The 21,523-nt window shown below is 44.5% G+C and carries 24 protein-coding genes, 1 pseudogene and 1 riboswitch; of the genes and pseudogenes, 2 read left to right on the plus strand and 23 right to left on the minus strand.

The genetic code is table 11. The features are described from left to right. Positions 1-2 precede the first annotated feature (2 nt). Both GSF13_RS19785 and yaaA read right to left on the minus strand, forming a co-directional pair. Positions 3-281: a hypothetical protein gene (locus GSF13_RS19785; RefSeq protein WP_158299126.1), complete on the minus strand. Its 279-nt coding sequence runs from the start codon at positions 279-281 to the stop codon at positions 3-5. Then, positions 278-1,054, minus strand: a complete 777-nt coding sequence (gene yaaA / locus GSF13_RS19790; RefSeq protein WP_010606114.1) for a peroxide stress protein YaaA — start codon at positions 1,052-1,054, stop codon at positions 278-280. Before yaaA ends, GSF13_RS19785 begins: the two co-directional genes overlap by 4 nt. A 272-nt stretch (positions 1,055-1,326) precedes the next feature. On the opposite strand from yaaA, the gene tal reads away from it, so the two are divergent. Further along, positions 1,327-2,277 carry a transaldolase gene (tal, locus tag GSF13_RS19795; protein ID WP_211866801.1) on the plus strand — a complete coding sequence of 317 codons (951 nt, stop codon included), beginning with the start codon at positions 1,327-1,329 and terminating at the stop codon, positions 2,275-2,277. 406 nt (positions 2,278-2,683) lie between these two features. Next, positions 2,684-2,875 carry a DUF3545 family protein gene (locus GSF13_RS19800; RefSeq protein ID WP_010606112.1) on the plus strand — a complete coding sequence of 64 codons (192 nt, stop codon included), beginning with the start codon at positions 2,684-2,686 and terminating at the stop codon, positions 2,873-2,875. A 40-nt stretch (positions 2,876-2,915) separates the two neighbouring features. On the opposite strand, the gene ung is transcribed toward GSF13_RS19800, so the two are convergent. The 21 genes and pseudogenes from ung to GSF13_RS19905 all read right to left on the minus strand — a co-directional run bounded on the left by ung (position 2,916) and on the right by GSF13_RS19905 (position 21,512). Beyond that, positions 2,916-3,584, minus strand: coding sequence for a uracil-DNA glycosylase (gene ung / locus GSF13_RS19805; RefSeq protein WP_211866802.1), 669 nt, complete (start codon positions 3,582-3,584; stop codon positions 2,916-2,918). Continuing rightward, on the minus strand, positions 3,581-4,432 hold the full coding sequence (locus GSF13_RS19810; RefSeq protein ID WP_211866804.1) for a cobalamin-binding protein: 852 nt from the start codon (positions 4,430-4,432) through the stop codon (positions 3,581-3,583). The genes ung and GSF13_RS19810 overlap by 4 nt, the downstream gene beginning before the upstream one ends. Then, positions 4,432-5,028 carry a cob(I)yrinic acid a,c-diamide adenosyltransferase gene (gene cobO, locus GSF13_RS19815; protein WP_211866811.1) on the minus strand — a complete coding sequence of 199 codons (597 nt, stop codon included), beginning with the start codon at positions 5,026-5,028 and terminating at the stop codon, positions 4,432-4,434. The genes GSF13_RS19810 and cobO overlap by 1 nt, the downstream gene beginning before the upstream one ends. Position 5,029: 1 nt before the next feature. Beyond that, positions 5,030-6,502: a cobyric acid synthase gene (locus GSF13_RS19820; protein WP_130163552.1), complete on the minus strand. Its 1,473-nt coding sequence runs from the start codon at positions 6,500-6,502 to the stop codon at positions 5,030-5,032. Continuing rightward, a complete protein-coding gene (gene cobU, locus GSF13_RS19825; RefSeq protein WP_010606107.1) occupies positions 6,499-7,038 on the minus strand; it encodes a bifunctional adenosylcobinamide kinase/adenosylcobinamide-phosphate guanylyltransferase in 540 nt (179 codons plus the stop codon). Before cobU ends, GSF13_RS19820 begins: the two co-directional genes overlap by 4 nt. Then, the gene (locus tag GSF13_RS19830) at positions 7,038-7,820 is read right to left on the minus strand and encodes an adenosylcobinamide-GDP ribazoletransferase (protein WP_211866813.1); all 783 of its coding nucleotides are present in this window, start codon (positions 7,818-7,820) and stop codon (positions 7,038-7,040) included. The genes cobU and GSF13_RS19830 overlap by 1 nt, the downstream gene beginning before the upstream one ends. Further along, a pseudogene (cobT, locus tag GSF13_RS19835) lies at positions 7,820-8,874 on the minus strand (nicotinate-nucleotide--dimethylbenzimidazole phosphoribosyltransferase). Before cobT ends, GSF13_RS19830 begins: the two are co-directional and overlap by 1 nt. After that, positions 8,867-9,892, minus strand: coding sequence for an iron ABC transporter permease (locus GSF13_RS19840; protein ID WP_010606104.1), 1,026 nt, complete (start codon positions 9,890-9,892; stop codon positions 8,867-8,869). The pseudogene cobT and the gene GSF13_RS19840 overlap by 8 nt, the downstream one beginning before the upstream one ends. Continuing rightward, positions 9,889-10,686: an ABC transporter ATP-binding protein gene (locus tag GSF13_RS19845; protein WP_045987680.1), complete on the minus strand. Its 798-nt coding sequence runs from the start codon at positions 10,684-10,686 to the stop codon at positions 9,889-9,891. Before GSF13_RS19845 ends, GSF13_RS19840 begins: the two co-directional genes overlap by 4 nt. A 69-nt stretch (positions 10,687-10,755) precedes the next feature. Further along, a riboswitch (cobalamin riboswitch) is annotated at positions 10,756-10,911 on the minus strand. Continuing rightward, on the minus strand, positions 10,902-11,501 hold the full coding sequence (locus GSF13_RS19850) for a histidine phosphatase family protein (protein ID WP_206472235.1): 600 nt from the start codon (positions 11,499-11,501) through the stop codon (positions 10,902-10,904). It overlaps the preceding riboswitch by 10 nt. An 80-nt stretch (positions 11,502-11,581) precedes the next feature. Beyond that, positions 11,582-11,794, minus strand: coding sequence for a (Na+)-NQR maturation NqrM (gene nqrM / locus GSF13_RS19855; RefSeq protein WP_010372193.1), 213 nt, complete (start codon positions 11,792-11,794; stop codon positions 11,582-11,584). Between the two features lie 100 nt (positions 11,795-11,894). Next, entirely contained in the window at positions 11,895-12,926 is a 1,032-nt protein-coding gene (locus tag GSF13_RS19860) for an FAD:protein FMN transferase (RefSeq protein WP_174169845.1), read from the minus strand. 108 nt (positions 12,927-13,034) lie between these two features. After that, positions 13,035-14,261 carry an NADH:ubiquinone reductase (Na(+)-transporting) subunit F gene (gene nqrF / locus GSF13_RS19865; RefSeq protein WP_174169844.1) on the minus strand — a complete coding sequence of 409 codons (1,227 nt, stop codon included), beginning with the start codon at positions 14,259-14,261 and terminating at the stop codon, positions 13,035-13,037. Between the two features lie 20 nt (positions 14,262-14,281). Further along, entirely contained in the window at positions 14,282-14,890 is a 609-nt protein-coding gene (nqrE, locus tag GSF13_RS19870) for an NADH:ubiquinone reductase (Na(+)-transporting) subunit E (protein ID WP_010372198.1), read from the minus strand. 10 nt (positions 14,891-14,900) lie between these two features. Then, positions 14,901-15,533, minus strand: a complete 633-nt coding sequence (locus GSF13_RS19875) for an NADH:ubiquinone reductase (Na(+)-transporting) subunit D (protein ID WP_010372200.1) — start codon at positions 15,531-15,533, stop codon at positions 14,901-14,903. Further along, complete coding sequence (locus GSF13_RS19880; protein WP_095729564.1) at positions 15,533-16,282, minus strand: Na(+)-translocating NADH-quinone reductase subunit C; 750 nt, start codon at positions 16,280-16,282, stop codon at positions 15,533-15,535. The genes GSF13_RS19875 and GSF13_RS19880 overlap by 1 nt, the downstream gene beginning before the upstream one ends. Further along, complete coding sequence (locus tag GSF13_RS19885; RefSeq protein ID WP_017216396.1) at positions 16,272-17,474, minus strand: NADH:ubiquinone reductase (Na(+)-transporting) subunit B; 1,203 nt, start codon at positions 17,472-17,474, stop codon at positions 16,272-16,274. The genes GSF13_RS19880 and GSF13_RS19885 overlap by 11 nt, the downstream gene beginning before the upstream one ends. A gap of 2 nt (positions 17,475-17,476) precedes the next feature. Next, positions 17,477-18,820 (minus strand): Na(+)-translocating NADH-quinone reductase subunit A, encoded by a 1,344-nt coding sequence (locus GSF13_RS19890; RefSeq protein WP_010372207.1) that lies wholly within the window; start codon positions 18,818-18,820, stop codon positions 17,477-17,479. A 442-nt stretch (positions 18,821-19,262) separates the two neighbouring features. Continuing rightward, positions 19,263-20,453, minus strand: a complete 1,191-nt coding sequence (fabV, locus tag GSF13_RS19895) for an enoyl-ACP reductase FabV (RefSeq protein ID WP_211866815.1) — start codon at positions 20,451-20,453, stop codon at positions 19,263-19,265. A gap of 105 nt (positions 20,454-20,558) precedes the next feature. Next, positions 20,559-20,873, minus strand: coding sequence for a BolA family protein (locus GSF13_RS19900; RefSeq protein WP_010372214.1), 315 nt, complete (start codon positions 20,871-20,873; stop codon positions 20,559-20,561). A 45-nt stretch (positions 20,874-20,918) separates the two neighbouring features. Next, complete coding sequence (locus GSF13_RS19905; protein ID WP_010606095.1) at positions 20,919-21,512, minus strand: alpha-ketoglutarate-dependent dioxygenase AlkB; 594 nt, start codon at positions 21,510-21,512, stop codon at positions 20,919-20,921. Positions 21,513-21,523: the final 11 nt, after the last annotated feature.

The following is a 21,523-nucleotide window of genomic DNA, read 5'->3' on the forward strand; positions in this document are numbered from 1 at the left end:
TATTAAAAGGAAGTGGGATAAGTCGGTTTTTCGTCTGTAATTTCCCATTTGTCTTCTGTTGGTCTATCCACTCGACATTGATTTTGCTGTTGGAAACACCTGTCCTCACAATTTTGTACTTGCATCGGATCCGAGTAATCTTTGCGACAGCTCATAGAACACGAACGTGAATCACCTTCGCAATCGACCGGCACATTGCTGACTCTAGTTGTAAAATGTCCACTACAGCCACTCACAAACGCAGCGGCGAACACTGCTGCTACACATAATTTTGTTGTCATTGTTCTGCTCTCAAAAACACCGGTTCTTGAGCCTTTTGCGTTGCTTCTTCACTAAAGCGGTATCCTGCAATATCAAACGCTTTCAGGCTTTCCAAATCCGATACTTGGTTCTCAATGATATACCTTGCCATCATACCGCGCGCTTTCTTCGCGTAAAAACTGATGACTTTGTATTGACCATTTTTACAATCTTTAAAGATAGGAGTGATAATGTCACCTTTCAGCGCCTTCTTATCTACCGCTTTAAAGTACTCATTTGAAGCTAAGTTCACCAAGTATTGTGTTTGTGCCCCTTCCATGACCTTATTCAGTTTTTCAGCGATAATCGTGCCCCAAAACTCATACAGGTTTTTGCCACGCGGGTTACTTAACTTTGTACCCATTTCTAAACGATAGGCCTGCATTAAGTCAAGTGGTTTTAGGATGCCATACAGCCCAGATAAGATACGTAAATGATTTTGCGCATAATTTAAATTAGCCTCAGTTAGGCTTTGCGCTTCTAAACCGACATACACATCGCCATTAAAAGCAAAAATAGCTTGTTTAGCATTGTCTTGTGTAAAAGGCTCTGACCACTCGGCAAACCTTGCCGCATTTAAGCCCGCGAGCTTGTCGCTTATCTTCATTAAGCTACCGATCTGCTGTGGTGATAAATCGCGACAAACTTGAATAAGTGACTCGCTATGCTCCAGCAGCTCTGGCTGTGTGTGCATCTTGGTTGGCGCAGGTGTTTCATAGTCTAGGTTTTTCGCTGGAGAGATAACTGTGATCATGGTTTGCCTATTGACTTAGCTAGTAATTAATGTCAATTTCAACACTATCCCCAAGTAACTTCAAGTGTTTGTCCGCTTTCACTTGGGCTTAAGCAATTCGCTGTTAAAATACAGCTTCGCTTTACAACTCGACCTTATATAACAATAACCCTAAATAACGAGTGTGATATGTCGCCCGATACGGACATATGACCTATTCAGCTATTTAATGGTGTTGCAACATAAGGCGTCTAATATCACTTCGCTGTTATCAATATTGGAATGAGGAACACATGACTTCAGCATTAGATAGGCTAAAACAACACTCATCAATCGTCGCTGACACCGGTGACATTGAAGCCATCCGCAAGCTACAGCCTGAGGATGCAACAACTAACCCTTCTCTTTTACTTAAAGCGGCGGAGACGCCTGCTTATCAGCCTTATCTAACAGAAGCTTGGGATTATGCCAAAGCCAATGAAAGTGACGCCGACAAGCAGTTAGCGCTTGCTTGTGACTATTTTGCCGTTGTGATTGGCAAAGAAATCGCGAACTCTGTGCCGGGATATATCTCAACCGAAGTAGACGCACGTTTATCTTTTGATACCGAAGCGACTATCGCAAAAGCAAAAACGCTATTAAATTTATATCAAGCGCAGGGCGTAAGCAAAGACAAAATCTTGATTAAGATTGCATCGACTTGGGAAGGTATTAAAGCCGCTGAAGCACTGGAAAAAGAAGGTGTTAAGTGTAACCTAACGCTGCTATTTAGCGAAGCGCAAGCACGTGCATGTGCCGATGCAAACGTATTTTTAATCTCACCATTTGTTGGGCGTATTCTAGATTGGCACGTTGCCAACGGCCTAGAAAAACCAACTGACCCACTACAAGATCCGGGTGTGCAATCTGTTCGTAGTATTTTTGAATTCTATAAGCAGCACGGTTATAAAACCGTTGTAATGGGCGCCAGCTTCAGAAATACAGGTGAAATTCTAGCCCTAACGGGTTGTGATAAGCTCACGATTAGCCCTTCTCTATTAGAAGAGCTTGCCGCAATGCCTGCAAACGAAAATTACTTACTTGAGGCTGACTTTGCGCCTAAAGCAAAACCAGCTGCGCTTAGCGAAAGTGAGTTCCGTTGGTTACATAACCAAGACGCAATGGCCACAGAAAAGCTTGCTGAAGGTATTCGCTCATTTGCCGATGCACAAGAAACATTAGTCGCACGCTTTAAAGCACTGTAAGTGCCTTAAACATTCGATTTCGAAACGCCGCATATTGCGGCGTTTTTGTTATCGCTCTCAATACAAACCCTTCTGAACACCTCCTAGATATCACCCGAATTGACCTTCATCAAACTGTCACTTGGTTTTAACCCAAAAGACACAATTGTGTTTTATTTTTATCCCGTCTGTGGTATATCAATATCACTTGAAGTGAAAATTGATGCCGCTACTTTCTGGTTTTGGTACAAAAAGCAAGCAACGCGGGGTTGTTTGTAGCGTACTTTAGCTATCAGACTTTTATCGGTTCCTCATGTTGAGGTTTGCCAAATAGTATGAAGAAATCAACGGTGTCATTGCAGTTGTAGTGCTAACAACAGCCAAAGCAAATGCCACTTTAGGTTGTTTTTATCAATAGGAGATTTTCATGGATACCCTAGACGAGTTATTAGAATTATTAGAAAGTCCGGATACTAGGAAAAAAACTTCATCTAAGGGCAAAAAAAGAAAATGGCGTGAAATTGAAGCGCTAAAAGATAAACAGCGACTACGCAAAGAATTACAGGAATTGGATATTTTCGCAGACAATGTTGATTTAGACGAATTTGATTTTAACTAAAAAGAGCGCCCTTCACGGCGCTCTTTTTTGTTGTTATCTGCTATAGCTCGGCCAATCGCCAGTCGATTGGCAGCTTACCCATTTGGGTGAGCAGCTGATTAGTTTTGCTGAAATGGCCACTACCAAAAAAGCCGCGATGTGCTGAGAGCGGCGAAGGATGTGGCGCGTGTAAAACATGGTGACGATTTGTGTCTATGCTTTTACCCTTTTTCTGAGCGTGTGAGCCCCAAAGTAAGAAAATCACACCTTCGCTGTGGGCATTCAGCTTTTCAATCACTACATCAGTAAAGCGCTCCCAGCCCAAATGCTTATGAGAATGGGCTTGGCCTTGTTCTACCGTCAACACTGTATTTAACAGCAGTACGCCCTGTTTAGCCCAGTCAATTAGGTAGCCGTGATTAGGTATGCGAAAGCCGTTAATATCCTGCACTAATTCTTTATACATATTATTTAACGACGGCGGCGGCTTAATCCCTGGTAACACAGAGAAACATAGACCATGAGCTTGATTGGGGCCGTGATAGGGATCTTGCCCTAAAATCACCACTTTAACCTGATCAAAAGGCGTGACTTTGAACGCGTCAAATACTTGTTCATGGGGCGGAAACACATTTATACCTTGAGCACGACGCTCTGCCACGTAATCCATGGTTTGTTTAAAGTAATCTTGTTGTTTTTCCTGACCTAACACGTCACTCCACGTTGTCATGCTTCACCTTTTTTCATCATATTATAATGGCTTCGAGAAACGTCGAGTTTACCACATAAATCCGATATTCCCTCAAGCATACGATAGCTGTAACGATGGAGCAGATCGGCATCTACCGAAATAGTTTGTTGATACTTTACCGCAGGGATCGACGGCCATTGCTGCCATGCAATTGCTTTAACCTCTTGTTTGGTCTTTTCTTCAGGGATCACAATCACTTGCGGTGATTTCAACAGAACATTTTCAATGCTAATTTGTGGATAGTCCGTGGTGGCGTCAGCAAAAACATTTTTCACATTACACACAGTAAAGACTTGCTGTAACCAACTTTCGCCTCCTACGGTCATCAGCGGTGATGGCCACAATTGATAAAATACAGCTAAGCTAGCGCTTTGTTTATACTGGGCCTTTAGTTCATTTAAACGTTTAGCAAATAAATCAGCCTGTTGCTGAGCTTGAGCTCCAAGGCCAGTAATTTTACCTAGGCGTAGCAACTCATCGGGTAGTTTATCTAGATATTTCGCTTCACTATAAATCACCTCAACACCAAAGCTTTCGAGCTTTTCAAGCATAGGAACGTGACTTGTATTTTTCCACGCAATGATAAGATCAGGCTTAAGTGCCAAAATTTTCTCAACCGAAATACCTTGATAGTCACCAACTTGAGGCAGTTGCTTGGCTGATTCTGGATAATCGGCATAGGCGACCGTGCCTACAATCCGCTCCCCAGCACCTATTGCATAAAGATTTTCGACAATATGAGGCGCAAGCGCGATGATCCGCTCTGCGGGCTTAGCACTAACGCTAAAGGCAAAACCTAGAACAATAAATAAGGCGAATTTTAGCATCAGTAGTCAAACCCTTTTTGCGCCTTAATGCCGGCCTCAAACGCATGCTTCACATTACGCACTTCACTCACGGTATCTGCAAGCTCAGTCAGACGTCGATGTGCACCGCGCCCAGTTACAATCACCGACTGCATGGTAGGACGGTTTTCTAGTGCCGTTATGACTTCGTCCAAATCTAGATAATCATAGCTCAACATATACGTAATTTCGTCGAGCAATACCAAGTCGATGCTTTCATCTTGTAGCCATACTTTTGCTTGTTGCCACGTCGCCTGCGCGGCGGCAGTGTCGGTTTCACGGTTTTGCGTTTCCCATGTGAAGCCCGTTTTCATGACCGCAAATGGAACGCCGGCTTTTTCGAGCAAATTGCGTTCACCGCAATCCCAGGTTCCTTTAATAAACTGTACAACCGCAGCGTTCATACCATGACCGACACAACGCGCAACGGTGCCAAAACCAGATGTTGACTTACCTTTACCGTTACCTGTGATCACTTGCAAAATGCCCTGCTCTTGCTGCGCAGCGGCAATTTTTTCATCGACTTGTTGTTTTACTTTTTGCTGTCGTTGCTGATGCTTATCTTGTTGTTCGCTCATGTTATTCCTCAATTATTTTCATCAATTTTTGCCAATCTAAATGTGCTTCACAGCTGTCGGCAAGACGCGTAATTTGCTGCTCTCTGTGCTTCGCTAAATCAATCGCGGCTGTTCCCGCTTGCTTACTACCGGCCCAAGACAAGATAGCCTGTGTGGCGGCGACCGTATCAAATAAACCATGTAAATAGGTGGCTGCAATTTGATTATCTCGGGAGATAAAACCGTCCTGCACACTGTTATTTGGATGTGTGTTAAATCGCAAGAATGGCACCTCTAGTGCCGCTCCAGAAGAGATCCCCGCATGGATCTCGTAACCACAAATTTCAGCACTTTGCTCATCCAATTGGCAAATGCCAGACACTTGCGTCAGTACTTTTTGCTCTGAGAGTGTGGTCTCAAAGTCAGCCAGACCAAGCCCAGCGACTTCACCGAGTGTTGATTCCACCGCATTTGGATCTCTGATGAACTTACCTAACATTTGCAAACCGCCACACACACCTAGTACCTTACCACCGTACCTCAGGTGCCGTTTGATTTCTTCTGCCCAACCCTGTTTGCGTAAGAAGGTTAAATCGCTCAACACATTTTTGCTGCCGGGCAGAATGATTAAGTCACAAGGACCGATAGATTCTTGATAGCGTACATAACGCAAATCCACTTCAGGGTTTAAGCGCAAGGTGTCAAAGTCGGTGTGATTGCTAATATGAGGAAATAGTAAAACCCTGACGCTTAACGATCCCCGTTCACAAATATTGTCCACCGTCACCGCATCTTCTGCATCGAGCGCTAAGCCATGCAAATAGGGCAATACCCCAAGTACAGGCTTACCCGTTTTTTGCTCGAGCCAGTCAAGTCCAGATTGCAATAACGCAATATCACCACGAAAGCGATTGATCACAAACCCTTTAACCAAGCTTTGTTCATAGTCACTTAATAGCGCAAGTGTGCCAACCAAGTGTGCGAACACCCCGCCTTTGTCGATATCAGCGATAATGATCACGGGGCATGCAACTTCACAGGCAAACCCCATATTGGCAATGTCATTTTCACGCAGATTGATCTCAGCAGGGCTCCCCGCCCCTTCCACTATGCACAGCTCAAATTGTTCGCTGAGGCGTTGATGTGAGGAAAGTACGGCCTCCATCGCTACCTTTTTGTAATCATGATAAGCGGCTGCTTCCATATTGCTAATGGCTTTGCCGTGAATGATCACTTGTGCGCCAGTGTCAGAGTTTGGCTTAAGCAAAATAGGATTAAAGTCTGTGGATAGTGGGACTTTTGCGGCCTCGGCTTGGAGTGCTTGCGCCCGACCAATTTCACCGCCGCACGGTGTGACGGCACTATTTAGTGCCATATTTTGCGGCTTAAAAGGCGCAACAGATAAGCCTCTTCGTTGCAGCACCCGGCAAAGTCCCGCAACCAGTGTACTTTTACCGGCATCCGACGTGGTACCCTGCACCATTAAGGTTTTCATACGTCTTGACCTTTTAAACATTGTGGCAAGCCTGCAATAACAAAATCGACTCTGTCGGCCACTTTAGCAATGTCTTGATGGAGCCAACCAGATTCATCAACAAACTCACGGCTTAGCTCGCCAAGCGGAATTATCCCATGCCCCACTTCGTTACTCACCAAAATAACAGTGGCAGCACAGCTTTCTAGTGCCGCCAGCACATGTTCTTTTTTGTCTATGGTCGCGGCCTTACCCATTTCGCATAAGCCAAAACTCAGCCATAAGGTCAAACAATCGATAAGTAACAGCGCATCTTCGCGTGCAGTAGCAATAAGCTTATCAATATGCCACGGCTCTTCCACTAGCTGCCAGCGGCTATCACGCTGCATCTGGTGAGCAAACACTCGGCTTTTCATTTCTTCATCTTGGGCTTTTGCAGTTGCAACATAGTAAAGTTCGTTCACCGCACCTTGCTCTAACAATAGAATAGCGCGCTGCTCTGCCAAGCGACTTTTGCCTGAGCGAGCACCGCCCAGTATTAACTGTATTTGTGCCATTAGAGATGACCCACAATAAAAAGCAAAATAACAAGCTCAGCGAGTTGCTGCGCGGCCCCTAAACAGTCTCCGGTGTAACCACCAAGCTGAGCGTTAAACCATTTAATGCACACAAGCCTTAACACAAATAAGCAAGTGCACAACATCAGCAAGTCGAACAGTGAAAGCGCAAGCCATGGCCAACAGAAAATTAAAATCGCGGTGGTAGTGAGCGTAAGGCGAGTCGCCGTAGCACTTGATAGATGTTTCGCTACCGGCTTAACTTTGCTCTGCTCATCAGCCTGTACATAGTTAAGCGCACCGATTAAAGACACCGCAAAGGCACGGCTTAGGCTATGGGCTAAAATAAGTGCAGTGAGTGCCACTGCAAAGTCATTAAAGAGCATGGTCAAAAGCGAAAATTTGGCCAATAGCAGCAATATCAGCGCACAACTACCGTAAGTACCAAGACGGCTATCTTTCATGATCTCAAGCTTTTGTTCACGACTCCAGCCACCGCCAAAACCGTCAAAAACATCGGCAAGACCGTCTTCATGGAAAGCGCCGGTAAGTAAAATACTCGCAGCCAGTGCAACGACGGCGCCGAACATTAGTGACACACTACTACTAGCAACATAGCCAAGTATGGCCGAGAAGCCACCAACAAATAAACCAACTAAAGCAAAGTAACCACTCACTTCGTTGAGTTCATCAGATGAAGGGGCAGGATCCAAACGAATTGGCACCCGCGTTAAAAACACCACGGCAAGCTTAAACAGTCGCCACTCTTGTTGCCACTGCATTATGCGTCTACCACTTGCGTAACATGGGCATCGGCAAAGCTTGCCATTTCGCAAAAAAAGCCTAGCGCAGCTTGTAATAATGGAAGCGCTAGAGCGGCGCCCGTTCCCTCACCCAAGCGCATATCTAAATGCAGTAATGGCTCAGCGTTTAACTGCTCCAACATTAACTTATGACCTTGCTCCATAGAGCCGTGAGCAAACACCATATATTGCTTACTATGCGGTGCTATTCTACTTGCCAACATAGCCGCTGAGGTGGAGATAAAGCCATCCACTATGATTACTTTTTGTGCCCGAGCAACCGCCAGCATGGCACCAACCATTTGCACAATTTCAAAGCCACCTAGGCGCTGCAAAATTTGCTCTGGTGTCGCAAGCTTATCTTGATGATATTCTAGAGCCTGTTTGATAAGTGCCCGTTTTTTGCAAAGCGTTTCATCGTCAATGCCTGTACCGCGCCCCACACACAATTCCACACTCGCCCCGCTGAGCGCCGCTAAAATTGCAGCTGCAGAACTGGTATTGCCAATCCCCATTTCACCAAAAGCAATCACGTTGCTACCCGCTTCAATAGCGGACATCACCACTTGCTCTCCATATTCAAGTCCTTGCTTGAGCTGCATTTCGCTCATCGCGGGTTGTTTATGGAAGGCATGAGTAATATCGCCAAGTCGCTGTGAGCGCAAATTCGGCGCAGGCTCACATGGCACTAATGTGCCACAGTCTACTACGGTTAACTGCCAACCAAGTTGTCGACAAAAGACGTTGATCGCGGCCCCCCCTGCACAAAGTTTGCAACCATTTGCCCAGTTACTTCGCTTGGCGCAATAGAAACTCCTTGGCTTGCAATACCATGGTCGCCCGCAAAAACAAACATTGCAGGGCGTATTATTGCTAACTGCTCTATGTCTAATTGCGTCTGCCCTTGTGAGAAGATCTGTACTAGCTGCGCAGTTAAGGCTTCAAGCTTACCAAGCGCACCTAGCGGTTTGGTTTTTAAGTCAATGCGCTGTTGAATAAGCGTGTTTAAGCGAGTATCTAACGGTTTAACCATGGGTAACTCCGACGCCTCCAGAGCGGCGATTTTTGAAAATAAGCAATGCTAAGAAGAACACGCTGCCAATGGCGGCGGTGATCACACCCACAGGAAGTTCCTGATTATCGATAAGAGTGCGCGACAATACATCCACCCATAGCATCAAAAGCGAACCGCAAAGCGCGGTGGCCACAAGCCCAATGACCTTTGCTTGCGAGATAAAAAAGCGTACGATATGCGGGATCATCAAGCCTACAAATCCGACTCCGCCGCACGCAGCCACAAGTACTGCGGTGAGTAAGGAGCTCAATAACAACATACCTATTCGCACTCGTCCTACATTCACGCCAAGCGTGGTGGCGCTCTCATCTCCGAGTAACAAGGCGTTGAGCGGCCGACGCATCACTAAAAGCGTGATAAAACTCAGCAACACGACCAAACATGGAAGCCATAGCCATTGCCAGCTCGCCCTTGCAAACGAGCCTAGATTCCAAAACAAGATTGCACTGATGGCTTGAGGGTCACTCCAATAGAGCAACAAGCTAGTAAAGGCACTGAACAGAAAAGAAAGTGCGACGCCCGCCAAGAGCATAGTTTCTACCTGCTGTAGTGCATTGCGTTTTGCCACAAATAAAAGCAGCAAGATAGACAGCAAACTTCCGACAAATGCAGCCCCAGACATCATTAGGCTAGACTGTGCACCAAATAGCGCGATAAGCACCACCACACCGAATGAAGCACCTGAAGAAATACCAAATAAATAAGGATCAGCTAGAGGGTTACGCGTCACGGTTTGTAAAATAAGACCCGCTATCGCCAGTCCTGCTCCCGCACTCATCGCCAGTAACGTCCGTGGCAGACGAAGCTCAACTACCACCCGTTGTTGAAGTACGCTGGGATCGAAATTAATAATCGCTTGTATAACCGTATGCCAAGATAAATCAATCGCACCGATCTTAAGTGCCATCAGCATGCTAAAACAGCACAAGGCCAATAGCAGTATCGATATCAACGCGATCCGCTTTGCGGCAATCATAATTGATACCCGTAATGAAAGCGTATATGTGGGATCTCACTGTTATTTGGCGGATGACGGACAGTAGAAACCTCTGCGCATACCCCAAAAACTTGGCTTAATAGGGTTTCGTTAATGACTTCAAGTGGCGACCCATCTGCAACAAGCTCACCGTTATTTAATACTAATAAGCGATCGCACAAGGCGCTAGCCAAATTTAAGTCGTGAAAAGACGCAATGATAGTAACACCAAGCTGTTTGGCCAGCTCCATAATTTGGATTTGATATTTAATGTCCAAATGGCTGGTGGGCTCATCCATTATCAATACTTGAGGCGCTTGCACCATGGCACGTGCGATCATTGCCCTTTGCTTCTCCCCACCAGACAAGGAGCTAAAACATTGCTCTAATTTATGGCTCAATCCAACCTGCTCAATGGCATGTAAGATTGCCTGTTTTTCAGCAGCCGTCGTTGTCGCGAGCAGTGATTTGTTCGGTGTTAGCCCCATCAATACCATATCAAATAATGGCAGAGTAAACTCAGCGGGGATCTCTTGTAGCACCACAGCAACATGTCTCGCGTAGGCTTTACGTCCATAACTAGCTAGCGGCTTACCATTGAAAAGTAGCGACCCAGAACTTGGCGCTGTGTATTGATATAAAGTGCGCAGCAAAGTCGACTTTCCAGCACCATTCGGTCCGAGCAAACCAATAAATTCACCCGAATTAATAGCAAAGCTGAGTGCCTTTAAGATGGCTTTACCACCAAGCTGCACGCTAAGTTTATCGACTTGAAACTGTGGAGTAACTGCCATAGCACCTCTGATTGGGCACGGCAAAGTAGTAGCTTATAGACAAGCGACAACTTTGACTTAAGTCTGCCCGCTTAAGTATATAGATAGGCCTTGGTATCTGACTTATGCAAGAGGTAACACTCATACACTTACAGTTGCGGGGACAGTTGAGGACTCACACCTCATTCCCAATATCTGCCTATCACGAAATTTGCAATATTATGAAGTCTAGACGTCTAAAATACAACTTTTGGCCAAGCAGTTTGGCTGCTGTCGTAAAACACCTCAACTTTTACTATACCCGCATAAGGAATATCTATCTTCGATTGGTATGCAGTAAGCTCAGGCGATAGGTCAAGAATAAGTGCTACAAGCGCTTTTATTACTCCGGCATGCGCTACGACGGCGGTACACTCTTCACTTGGCGACGCCAAAATACTGTGCCACCACGTGGCGACCCGATGATGAAAATCATACATAGACTCGCCCTCAGGAGGCGTGTGCAGCCAAGGGTTTTGCCAAAAGTCACCAATACTTGGAAATTGGGTTTCTCGCCAAAGCGTATCATAAGGTTGTCCATCCCATAATCCAAAATCAAATTCGGCGAGATTTGGCTCCACCTCAACGGGGAGTTGATACTGCTTTGCAAAGGCTGTGGCTGTATTCAGGCAGCGCTTCCTTGGAGAGCTAATAATACCCTGCAGGCCACTTAGGCTCGTTAACGATTGCAGCAATTGCTGAGCACCAGTACTACTGAGTTCGGGATCTGTCACTCCAAGTAAATGGCCTGATAGGGTCGTTTCACCATGACGAACAAAATATAGCTGCCGCTGCATTTTTACTTAACCTAAGGTTTGTTACCCAAAAAGCAAAAACGCAAGCTAAGCTTGCGTTTTCAATTAATACCATTCTACGGTTATAGGATCTGGTTTTCTTTCCACATCTCTTCTTTTGCTAACCGCTTTTTGCGTTTATCGCATGGATCGTCGCAATCACAAATTTTGTCAATGCCCATTGAGCCCAAACCACCACAACTACTGGCCATGGATTTCTTTTGTACGATAACGCCTACTGCCATCGCAACAGCGATAAGCATAAGTAAACCGAAAGTAAGGAGGAATAAAGACATTATCTAGCCCCTTTTATTGCTACATTGAATTGAGTGACGACGCGCAAATTATACGCTTTCATGGCGTCACTCACAATTAAATTATGGGGTGTTGTACAGCTTAATTCAAGTACGGCTGAAATGCTTCACTCGCGTAACTCTTGATCCCTTCAGGACTTTTATACATCAAATACACGGGGAGTTGATGCTCAGTGGCATACGCCTTTGCACGCTCCGTGCCCATCACAGTCAATGCTGTCGCTAGGCCATCAGCCGTCATCGCAGATGGATGTAGTACCGTTACCGACACCAGCTCATGTTTAACTGGGCGACCCGTTGTAGGGTCAATAAGGTGTGTAAAGGTTTCACCATCCATTTCATAAAAAATACGGTAGTCACCTGAAGTTGCAATGCCATTTTTGCCAGGCTCTATCACGCGATGAATTTGGCGTTGACCAACAGGCGCATCGGGTTTCTCGATAGCAATACGCCACTCTCCATCCGGCTTCTTGCCAGAAACGCGAAGCTCGCCACCGATTTCTACCATATAGTCATGAATATCATGACTCTCAATCACCTCTGCCACCTTATCTATGCCATAGCCTTTAGCGGTTGCAGAAAATGATAATTCCAGCCCCGTAACTGTTTTCGCAAGACCACGGTCATTTAAAATAAGCTTATCAACACCGATACGAGTGCGCATATCGTCTAACTCGACCTGTGACGGACGCATTGTTGGTCTTTTGTCAGGACCAAATCCCCACAAATCGATAAGCGGTCCCATCGTAACATCAAGCGTTTTGGTCGACTTTCCAAGGCGGATAGATTCAGCAACTACCAAGCGAAAGTCTTCACTGATAGGCATAACGGTATTTGCGGCTAAACGGTTAAACTGGTTAATCTCAGAATTTGGGATATAGGTGGACATAGATTGATTAACAGCCTTTAATGCTTGCTCAACCTCCTCGTGCAACTGCGCTTGTTCGAGCGGCTTTTCACCGGGGAATACCTTGATGTTGTAAGTCGTGCCCATGGTTTTACCAGACAGCACGATCTCCTTGGCTTCAGGTTTGGCGTCTTGGCACCCTGTTAAAAAAACGAATAAAAACGAAATAATAAAAAATCGAGATAAAAAAGCGTAACTTGCTTGCATCAGAACTTCCTGAGTTTAGTACCAACGGGTATAAAAAAGCCCTCGAGCAAAGCATTTTGCTGGAGGGCTGATATTCTAACTTAAGTTCATTGTTAGACCGAAACCTAATTAACCACCGAAGTCATCAAGTAGGATGTTTTCGTCTTCAACACCTAAGTCTTTAAGCATGTTAATAACTGCCGCGTTCATCATTGGAGGACCACACATGTAGAACTCACAATCTTCCGGTGCTTCATGATCTTTCAAGTAGTTTTCATAAAGTACGTTATGAATGAAGCCCGTGTAACCTTCCCAGTTATCCTCTGGTTGAGGATCTGAAAGGGCAACATGCCATTGGAAGTTATCATTTTCTTCAGCTAGACCGTCAAAGTCTTCCACGTAGAACATTTCACGCTTAGAACGTGCACCGTACCAGAAAGACATCTTACGCTTAGAGTTAAGACGCTTAAGCTGATCGAAGATGTGTGAACGCATTGGCGCCATACCAGCACCACCACCAACAAATACCATTTCTGCATCTGTGTCTTTCGCGAAGAATTCACCGAATGGACCAGAAATAGTAACCTTATCACCTTCTTTAAGTGACCAGATGAATGATGACATCTTACCACAAGGTAATGTTAGGTTATTTGGCGGCGGAGTTGCGATACGTACGTTTAGCATGATGATGCCAAACTCTTCTGGGTAGTTAGCCATTGAGTATGCACGGATCGTTTCTTCGTCAACTTTAGACTCTAGCTTAAAGAAACCAAAACGTTCCCAGTCAGCACGATATTCTTCAGGAATATCATAGTCTGCATATTTAACATGGTGAGCTGGTGCTTCAATCTGAATGTAACCACCGGCACGGAAAGGTACAACTTCACCTTCAGGGATGCCTAGTTTTAGCTCCTTGATGAAAGTTGCTTTGTTATCGTTAGAGATAACAGTACATTCCCACTTTTTAACACCGAAGATTGATTCTTCAACTTCGATTTCCATGTCGTTTTTAACGTTAACCTGACACGCTAGACGACAGCCTTCACGTGCTTCACCTTTAGAGATGTGGTCAAGTTCGGTTGGTAGAATATCACCACCACCCTCTTTAATATGTACGCGACACTGACCACATGAGCCACCGCCACCACATGCAGACGATACGAAAATACCCGCGTTTGCAAGTGCACCTAGTAGCTTACCGCCAGCAGGAGTCTTGATCGCTTTTTCAGGATCGCCGTTAATATCAATTGTAACGTCACCGCTTGCTACAAGCTTCGATTTCGCTGCAATGATGATAAGCACTAGCATCACAACGATAGCGATGAACATGCTTACGCCTAATACAATAGTTTCCATCGTATAGTTTCCTCGCTACCTTACAGTGAAATACCAGAGAATGACATGAAGCCAAAGCCCATTAGACCTACAGTAACAAAGGTAATACCTAAGCCACGTAATCCATCAGGAACGTCTGCATACTTCATCTTCTCACGAATACCTGCTAACAATACGATAGCAAGTGCCCAGCCCACACCTGAACCTAGACCATAAACTACAGATTCACCGAAGTTTAAGTTACGCTCAACCATGAATGATACCGCACCGAAAATCGCACAGTTAACTGTGATTAGCGGTAGGAAGATACCTAGTGCGTTATATAGCGCAGGGAAGAACTTATCCAATGTCATTTCTAGAATTTGAACAAGCGCTGCGATTACACCGATAAACGTCAAGAAGCGTAGGAAGCTAAGATCCACTTCAGGGAAGCCTAACCATTCCAATGCGCCCGGCGCTAGCACTGCGTGATAAACCAAGTTGTTTACTGGTACAGAGATACCAAGAACTACAACTACCGCAATACCTAGACCTAGCGACGTTGTTACTTTCTTAGATACCGCCAAGAAAGTACACATACCTAAGAAGAAAGACAAAGCTAAGTTTTCAATGAAAACTGCTTTTATAAATAAATTGATATATTGTTCCATCTCTCTCCCCTTATGCCTTCGCTTCTACTTGCTCTTTCTTCCAAGTACGTAGTGCCCAAATAAATGCACCTACGATGAAGAACGAACTGAATGGCATAACTAGTAGACCCATAGGCTGATACCAACCACCTTCAGAGATAAGTGGTAAGATTTCAACGCCAAACAATGTTCCCGCACCGAATAGCTCACGAATAAAGCCAACTGTTAAAAGCACAACAGAATAGCCTAAACCGTTACCAATACCGTCAAGGAACGACATTGTTGGTGGTGACTTCATTGCGTATGCTTCTGCACGGCCCATTACGATACAGTTAGTAATGATAAGGCCGATGAACGTTGATAGTTCTTTTGCTGTTGAATAAACAACGGCTTGAAGCACTTGGTCTACAACGATTACTAAAGATGCAATAATCGTCATTTGGACAATGATACGCACACTTGAAGGAATGTGATTACGGATCATTGAGATAAATAAACTTGAAAACGCCGTAACCAATGTCAACGCAATTGACATGATAAGTGCATTTTTAAGGCTTGAAGTTACCGCTAGTGCAGAACAGATACCCAACACTTGCAGTGCAATCGGGTTGTTCGCAAAAACAGGACCAAACAAGACTTCCTTCATTTCTTTTGCATTAGCCATTAGTTCAATGCTCCTTTACGTACTTTCGCAAGGAATGGACCAAACGCTTTGTCGCTTGTCCAGAAATCTACTGTATGATCAACACCATTAGAAGTAAGTGTCGCACCAGATAGACCATCTACCTTGTGTTCGTTACCGCCAGCACTACCTTTAACAACGTCGATAGGAAGCTCTTTACCTTCCCAAAGTGCAGTCCACTTAGGGTTTTGGATTTCGCCACCAAGACCAGGAGTTTCACTGTGCTTATAAAAGTTGATTGACTTAATCGTCTCACCATCAGCTTCTAGCGCAAGGAAGCCATACATCACACCCCAAAGGCCATAACCTTGGATTGGTAGAATGATAGTAGACACTTTACCTTGGTCATCTTTTGCAAAATAAACTGGAGAGTTATTTGTGATACGTTGAATACCCGCTTTGTCTTCTTCTTTTGAAAGCTTGTAACTACGTTTGGCATCAAACTTAGTCGCTTCAAAATCAAAAGTTTCCGCTTTAACGTCTTCAACAAACTCACCCGTTTTAAGACTAACAACACGTGATTCGATATTTTGGTTAAAAACTTCAGATACGTTTTTAACTTTATCGTAGCCAGCAACGGCTAAAATGTTACGTTGAATATCTTCGTTTTTGTTTGCTTGCTGCATAGGACGAAGCTGAACCGAAGCAAAAGATACTACGATTGCACACACTAAACATAAGCCAACAACTACGCCGAGCGTTTTGCCCATTGATTCATTATTAGTTGACACGTGCCAATCTCCTCTTCACATTTGACTGCACTACGAAGTGGTCGAATAGTGGAGCAAAAAGGTTAGCGAATAAGATTGCTAACATCATGCCCTCTGGGTATGCCGGGTTAACAACACGGATAAGCACAACCATTACACCGATTAGCGCACCGTATAACCACTTACCTTTGTCTGTGAAAGACGCAGATACTGGGTCTGTTGCCATAAAGAACATACCAAATGCAAAACCACCAAGTACTAAGTGCCAGTGCCAAGGCATAGCAAACGCAGCATTTGTTTCAGAGCCAATTGCATTTAGAACGAATGACATTACAACCATACCAATGAATGTACCTAGCACGATGCGCCATGAAGCGATACGAACATAAACTAGGAACAAACCACCAAGTAAGATTGCCAGTGTTGATGTTTCACCTACAGAGCCTTGGATAAAGCCGTAAAACGCGTTAAACCAAAGGTCCATATTGCTGTAGTCTAGTGAACCTGCAGTCGCTTGACCTAAGTAAGTTGCACCAGAGAACGAATCAACAGCTGTCCACACTGTGTCACCAGAAATGTCAGCAGGGTATGCGAAGAATAAGAACGCACGGCCTGCAAGTGCTGGGTTTAGGAAGTTACGACCTGTACCACCGAAGATTTCCTTCGCGATTACAACACCGAACGTAATACCTAAAGCAGCTTGCCATAGCGGAATTGTTGCAGGCAGGATAAGCGCGAATAACACTGAGGTTACGAAGAAGCCTTCGTTTACTTCGTGCTTGCGAACTGACGCGAATAACACTTCCCAGAAGCCACCAACCGCAAACACGGTTGCGTAAATAGGCAAGAAGAAACACGCACCATAGAACATCTTGGCGCCCCAACCTGCATCAGCAGTTAATTCACCACCAAGCGCTTGGAAAATAGCTACCTGCCAAGTATTAGCAAGCTCAAAACCGTTACCTAGTGCAAGTGCAGCTTGGTGACCGATGTTGAACATACCAAAGAACATTGCAGGGAACGTCGCCATCCACACTAAAATCATAATACGTTTTAGGTCGATGTTATCACGAACGTGCGTTGCACCTTTGTTTACATAACCAGGAGTATAGAAGATAGTTGCTACGGCTTCGTAAAGCGCGTACCACTTCTCGTGTTTACCACCAGGTTCAAAGTGAGGTTCAATGTCTTCTAAAAATTTCTTTAAGGCCATTTTTAACCTTCCTTCTCGATAGTAGTCAGGCAATCGCGCAGGATTGAACCGTACTCATATTTGCCCGGACATACGTAAGTACATAGTGCTAAATCTTCTTCATCTAGCTCTAGTGCACCCAACGAAATCGCAGAATCTAGATCACGTGAAATAAGATCACGTAATAATAGCGTTGGCAAAATATCGAGTGGCATAACACGCTCATAGTTACCGATTGGTACCATCGCACGCTTAGAACCACCAGTAGACGTTGTCATCTTGAACAAACGGCTAGGTGTTAAGTGTGAAATGAATGTACGTGTTACTGAGAATTTGTCACTACCCGGAGCGATCCAGCCAAATAGCTCTTTCTCGCGACCTTCAAGTAAAACTGATACTTGAGTATGGTAACGACCAAGGTAAGCGTGAGGGCCAGTTGCTGTTTTACCAGCTAACACAGAGCCAGAAATGACTCGGTTATCACCGTCTTCAAGCTCGCCTGCAACTAAATCTGTTAGCGACGCACCGACATGAGTTTTTACTAAGCGAGGGTTCTTAACTCGAGGACCTGCTAGAGCAATAACTCTGTCTGAGTAGATTTCACCTGTCAGGAACAACTTACCAAACGCGATGACATCTTGGTAACCAATGTGCCAAACTTGCTTGTTTGTACCTACAGAATCTAGGAAGTGAATGTGAGTACCCACGTTACCTGCTGGATGCACACCTGCAAACTCATGAACTTCTACTTGTGAGATAGAAGAACTAGGTACGTTAGCACCCGCTTTCTTACACACAAATACTTTGCCTTCAGTCAAACGAGATACAACCGCTAGACCCGCTTCAAACGCTTCCACGTTTTCTGCGATGATAACAGCAGGATCTGCTGCTAACGGATTAGTATCTGTTGCTGTCACAAAGATTGAGCTAGGTGTTGCACTCGGCACAGCGACACGGCTGAATGGACGTGCACGAAGCGCTGGCCATTGACCAGACTCGATTAGCACTTCCTTCACTTTTTCAGAGTCTAAGTTGCTTAAATCAGCAGCTGAAAACTTCTCGAAAGTGATTTGCTCGTCGCCTTGAACTTCGATCACAACGGATTGAAGTACACGCTTAGCACCACGGTTAATTTCTTTAACTACACCAGAAGCTGGCGCAGTAAACTTGACGCCTGGGTTCTTTTTATCTTCAAAAAGAACTTGGCCTTTTTTGACTTGGTCATCCACACGAATATGCATGGTAGGACGCATACCGATGAATTCTTCACCTAGCACAGCTACTCGTTTGACAGCAGAACCATCATGAATAACTTGCTGAGGTGCGCCCTCTATTGGTAAGTCCAGACCTTTTTTTATGTTGATCATACGCACTTGCATTACATTAACGGAAAGAAACTGAAAATATCTTTAGTCACCACAGCGCCACCTCGTTTGTACTAAGTATTAGGTATAAAGAGCAGAAAGTTATGAGTCCGGATAGGGTTCCCAAACAAGCCCCTTTAAAATACCTCTCAACGCGCACAAAAAAGCAGCGTCGTGATAAAAGTCCTCACATATTTCTCTGATTTTAACATTAATCGTACTGAGTATGCGAGTGGAATTATGAAATTAATACGACTTTAACGTGGATTTAGATTAGTTGAAAAATCCATCACTGGAAGGAGTATAGACCAAAGTTGCATAGATAAAATTTTTCTTACCCTAATCTGCAAAATAAGTAAAAATTCACGGTCAAACAAAAACGGGCAAAGTACCAATTAGCACTTTGCCCGCAAAATCAAAAACAGTGAGATCAAAAACCGTGAAATTAAACGAGGTGATTAATTTCTACCGTTGCATCCACATCAGCTTCGTAATCTACGCCATCAACCCCGAAGCCGAATAGCTTCAAGAATTCGTTGTGATAACCAACATAATCCGTCAATTCATCAATTGTATCTGTGTCAACAGTATCCCAAATAGTTTGCACACGAGCTTGAACGCCGTCTTCTAGTTCTTTATAGTTTTGGAACAAGTGACCGCCATCATCAAAGCGTGGTGATTGACTATATAGATTTTCAGTAAACAACCCATGGATTTGCTCAATTGTGCCCTCATAAGTTCCATCACCTTTCATCACTTTGAATAGCGCAGAGATATAAAGAGGCATAATTGGAATAGCAGAGCTTGCCTGCGTCACTACTGCATTCAGTGAAGACACATACGCTTCGCCTTTAATATCCGCTGTGGTTTCACGAATTGCCTGCGTCGCACGGTCCAAGTCTTCTTTTGCTTTACCAATAGTCGCGTGACCGTATATCGGCCAAGTCAGCTCTTTACCAATATAAGTATATGCCGTTGTCTTGAAACCATCAGCCAGTACATCAGCTTGCTTAAGCGCATCAATCCAAAGTTCCCAGTCTTCACCACCCATCACTTTAACCGTATTAGCAATTTCGTCTTCGTTAGCAGCTTCAACTGTCATTTCATCAATGACGCGCTTTGAAGTATTTAGGTTTTTAGTTGTGATAGCTGAGCCAATTGGCTTAAGTGTTGAAGAGTAAACTTCATCAGATTTAGGGTCTTTACGACGAGGAGACGCAAGGCTATATACCACTAAATCTACTTTACCCAATTCAGCTTTGATTATGTCGATAGTTTTTTGCTTCAACTCATCAGAAAACGCATCACCATTGATATTTTTAGACCATAAACCCGCTTCTTCTGCAGCTTGCTGGAATGCAGCCGTATTATACCAACCCGCTGACGCGGTTTTCTTCTCTGAGCCTTCTTTTTCAAAGAAGATACCTAGCGTTTTCGCACCGGCACCAAATGCAGCGGTGATACGCGACGCCAAGCCATAGCCTGTCGATGCACCAATTACTAATACATTCTTAGGACCATTTTCGATTTGGCCTTGTTGTTTTACGTATTCAATCTGTTCTTGAACGTGTGCAGCACAGCCTACTGGATGCGCATTAGTACAAATAAATCCACGAATTTTTGGTTTGATGACCATAAGAGATCCTATCCATTGATTTGATACAAAATAAAAGTGAGATTGGTCTCACTTTATTAAAATTACTGCGTAGTGTACTGGCAGATATGTAAAACACACATCTGATCAGCTATCGAACTTAGAGCCACCCAAGCATTTTGGTGACTCTGGCGTCTGACCTTCTTTGTCCGAAAACTCTTCTGGTGTATAGGCATGAATGGCCAAAGCGTGAATATGGTTTTGTAATTCATCTTTTAGCACTTCATTGATCTTTCGGTGACGTTGCAGCAACCTCTGGCCGATAAATTGTTCGCTTACAACAATGACTTTAAAATGAGACTCTTCGCCACGGCTGTGCATATGGCTTTCATTGATAACGTTCAGATGCTTGCACGCAACGGCTTCAGCTATTTTGTCATAAATCTGTGATTGCATTGACATTATACTTTGTCTCCTTGAGCAATTCGTGACGCTACTATACGCCGTTCAGCGCGTATTTCCAACACTTCGAAAAGTAAGATTAATACGCCCCTGAGTCACCTTGGCCTGCTTTGGCAAAGCATGTTGATAGTCGCGCTGACTATCACCTTGCATTACCAATAGGCTGCCAGTTTCCAATAAAATGTCGGTTACAGAGTGGCTTACTTTGTGGCGTATTTTAAATTTGCGGGTCGCGCCAAGCGACAGTGAAGCGATTGTGGGCGTCAAACCAAGTTCGGGTTCATCATCACTGTGCCAGCCCATACTGTCTTGACCATCACGATAAAAATTAGCCAATACCGCATTAAAAGGAATATTAAATCTGCGTTCTAGCGTTTGTCTCATCCCAAGCAATACCGAAGGCCAAGGAGCATTTTCAAGTCGCTTTCCAGAATAACTGTAATGCACGTCAGGGTCGGCAATAAATCGTTCAAGTCGAGGCGTTTGATGGGTCTTACCAAATAAGGTGATGGTATTTTGCTGCCACGCAAGGCTATTCAGTAGTACATTATATAGCGCTAGACTTTTATCGAAGCTAATAGCCTGTGCTTGATAGCTAAAACCGCACGGCAAGTTCCGTGCTTTGTCTACTGCTCTCATGTTAAACTACC

It is taken from the genome of Pseudoalteromonas sp. M8 (assembly GCF_018141365.1).
Taxonomy (GTDB): Bacteria; Pseudomonadota; Gammaproteobacteria; order Enterobacterales; family Alteromonadaceae; genus Pseudoalteromonas.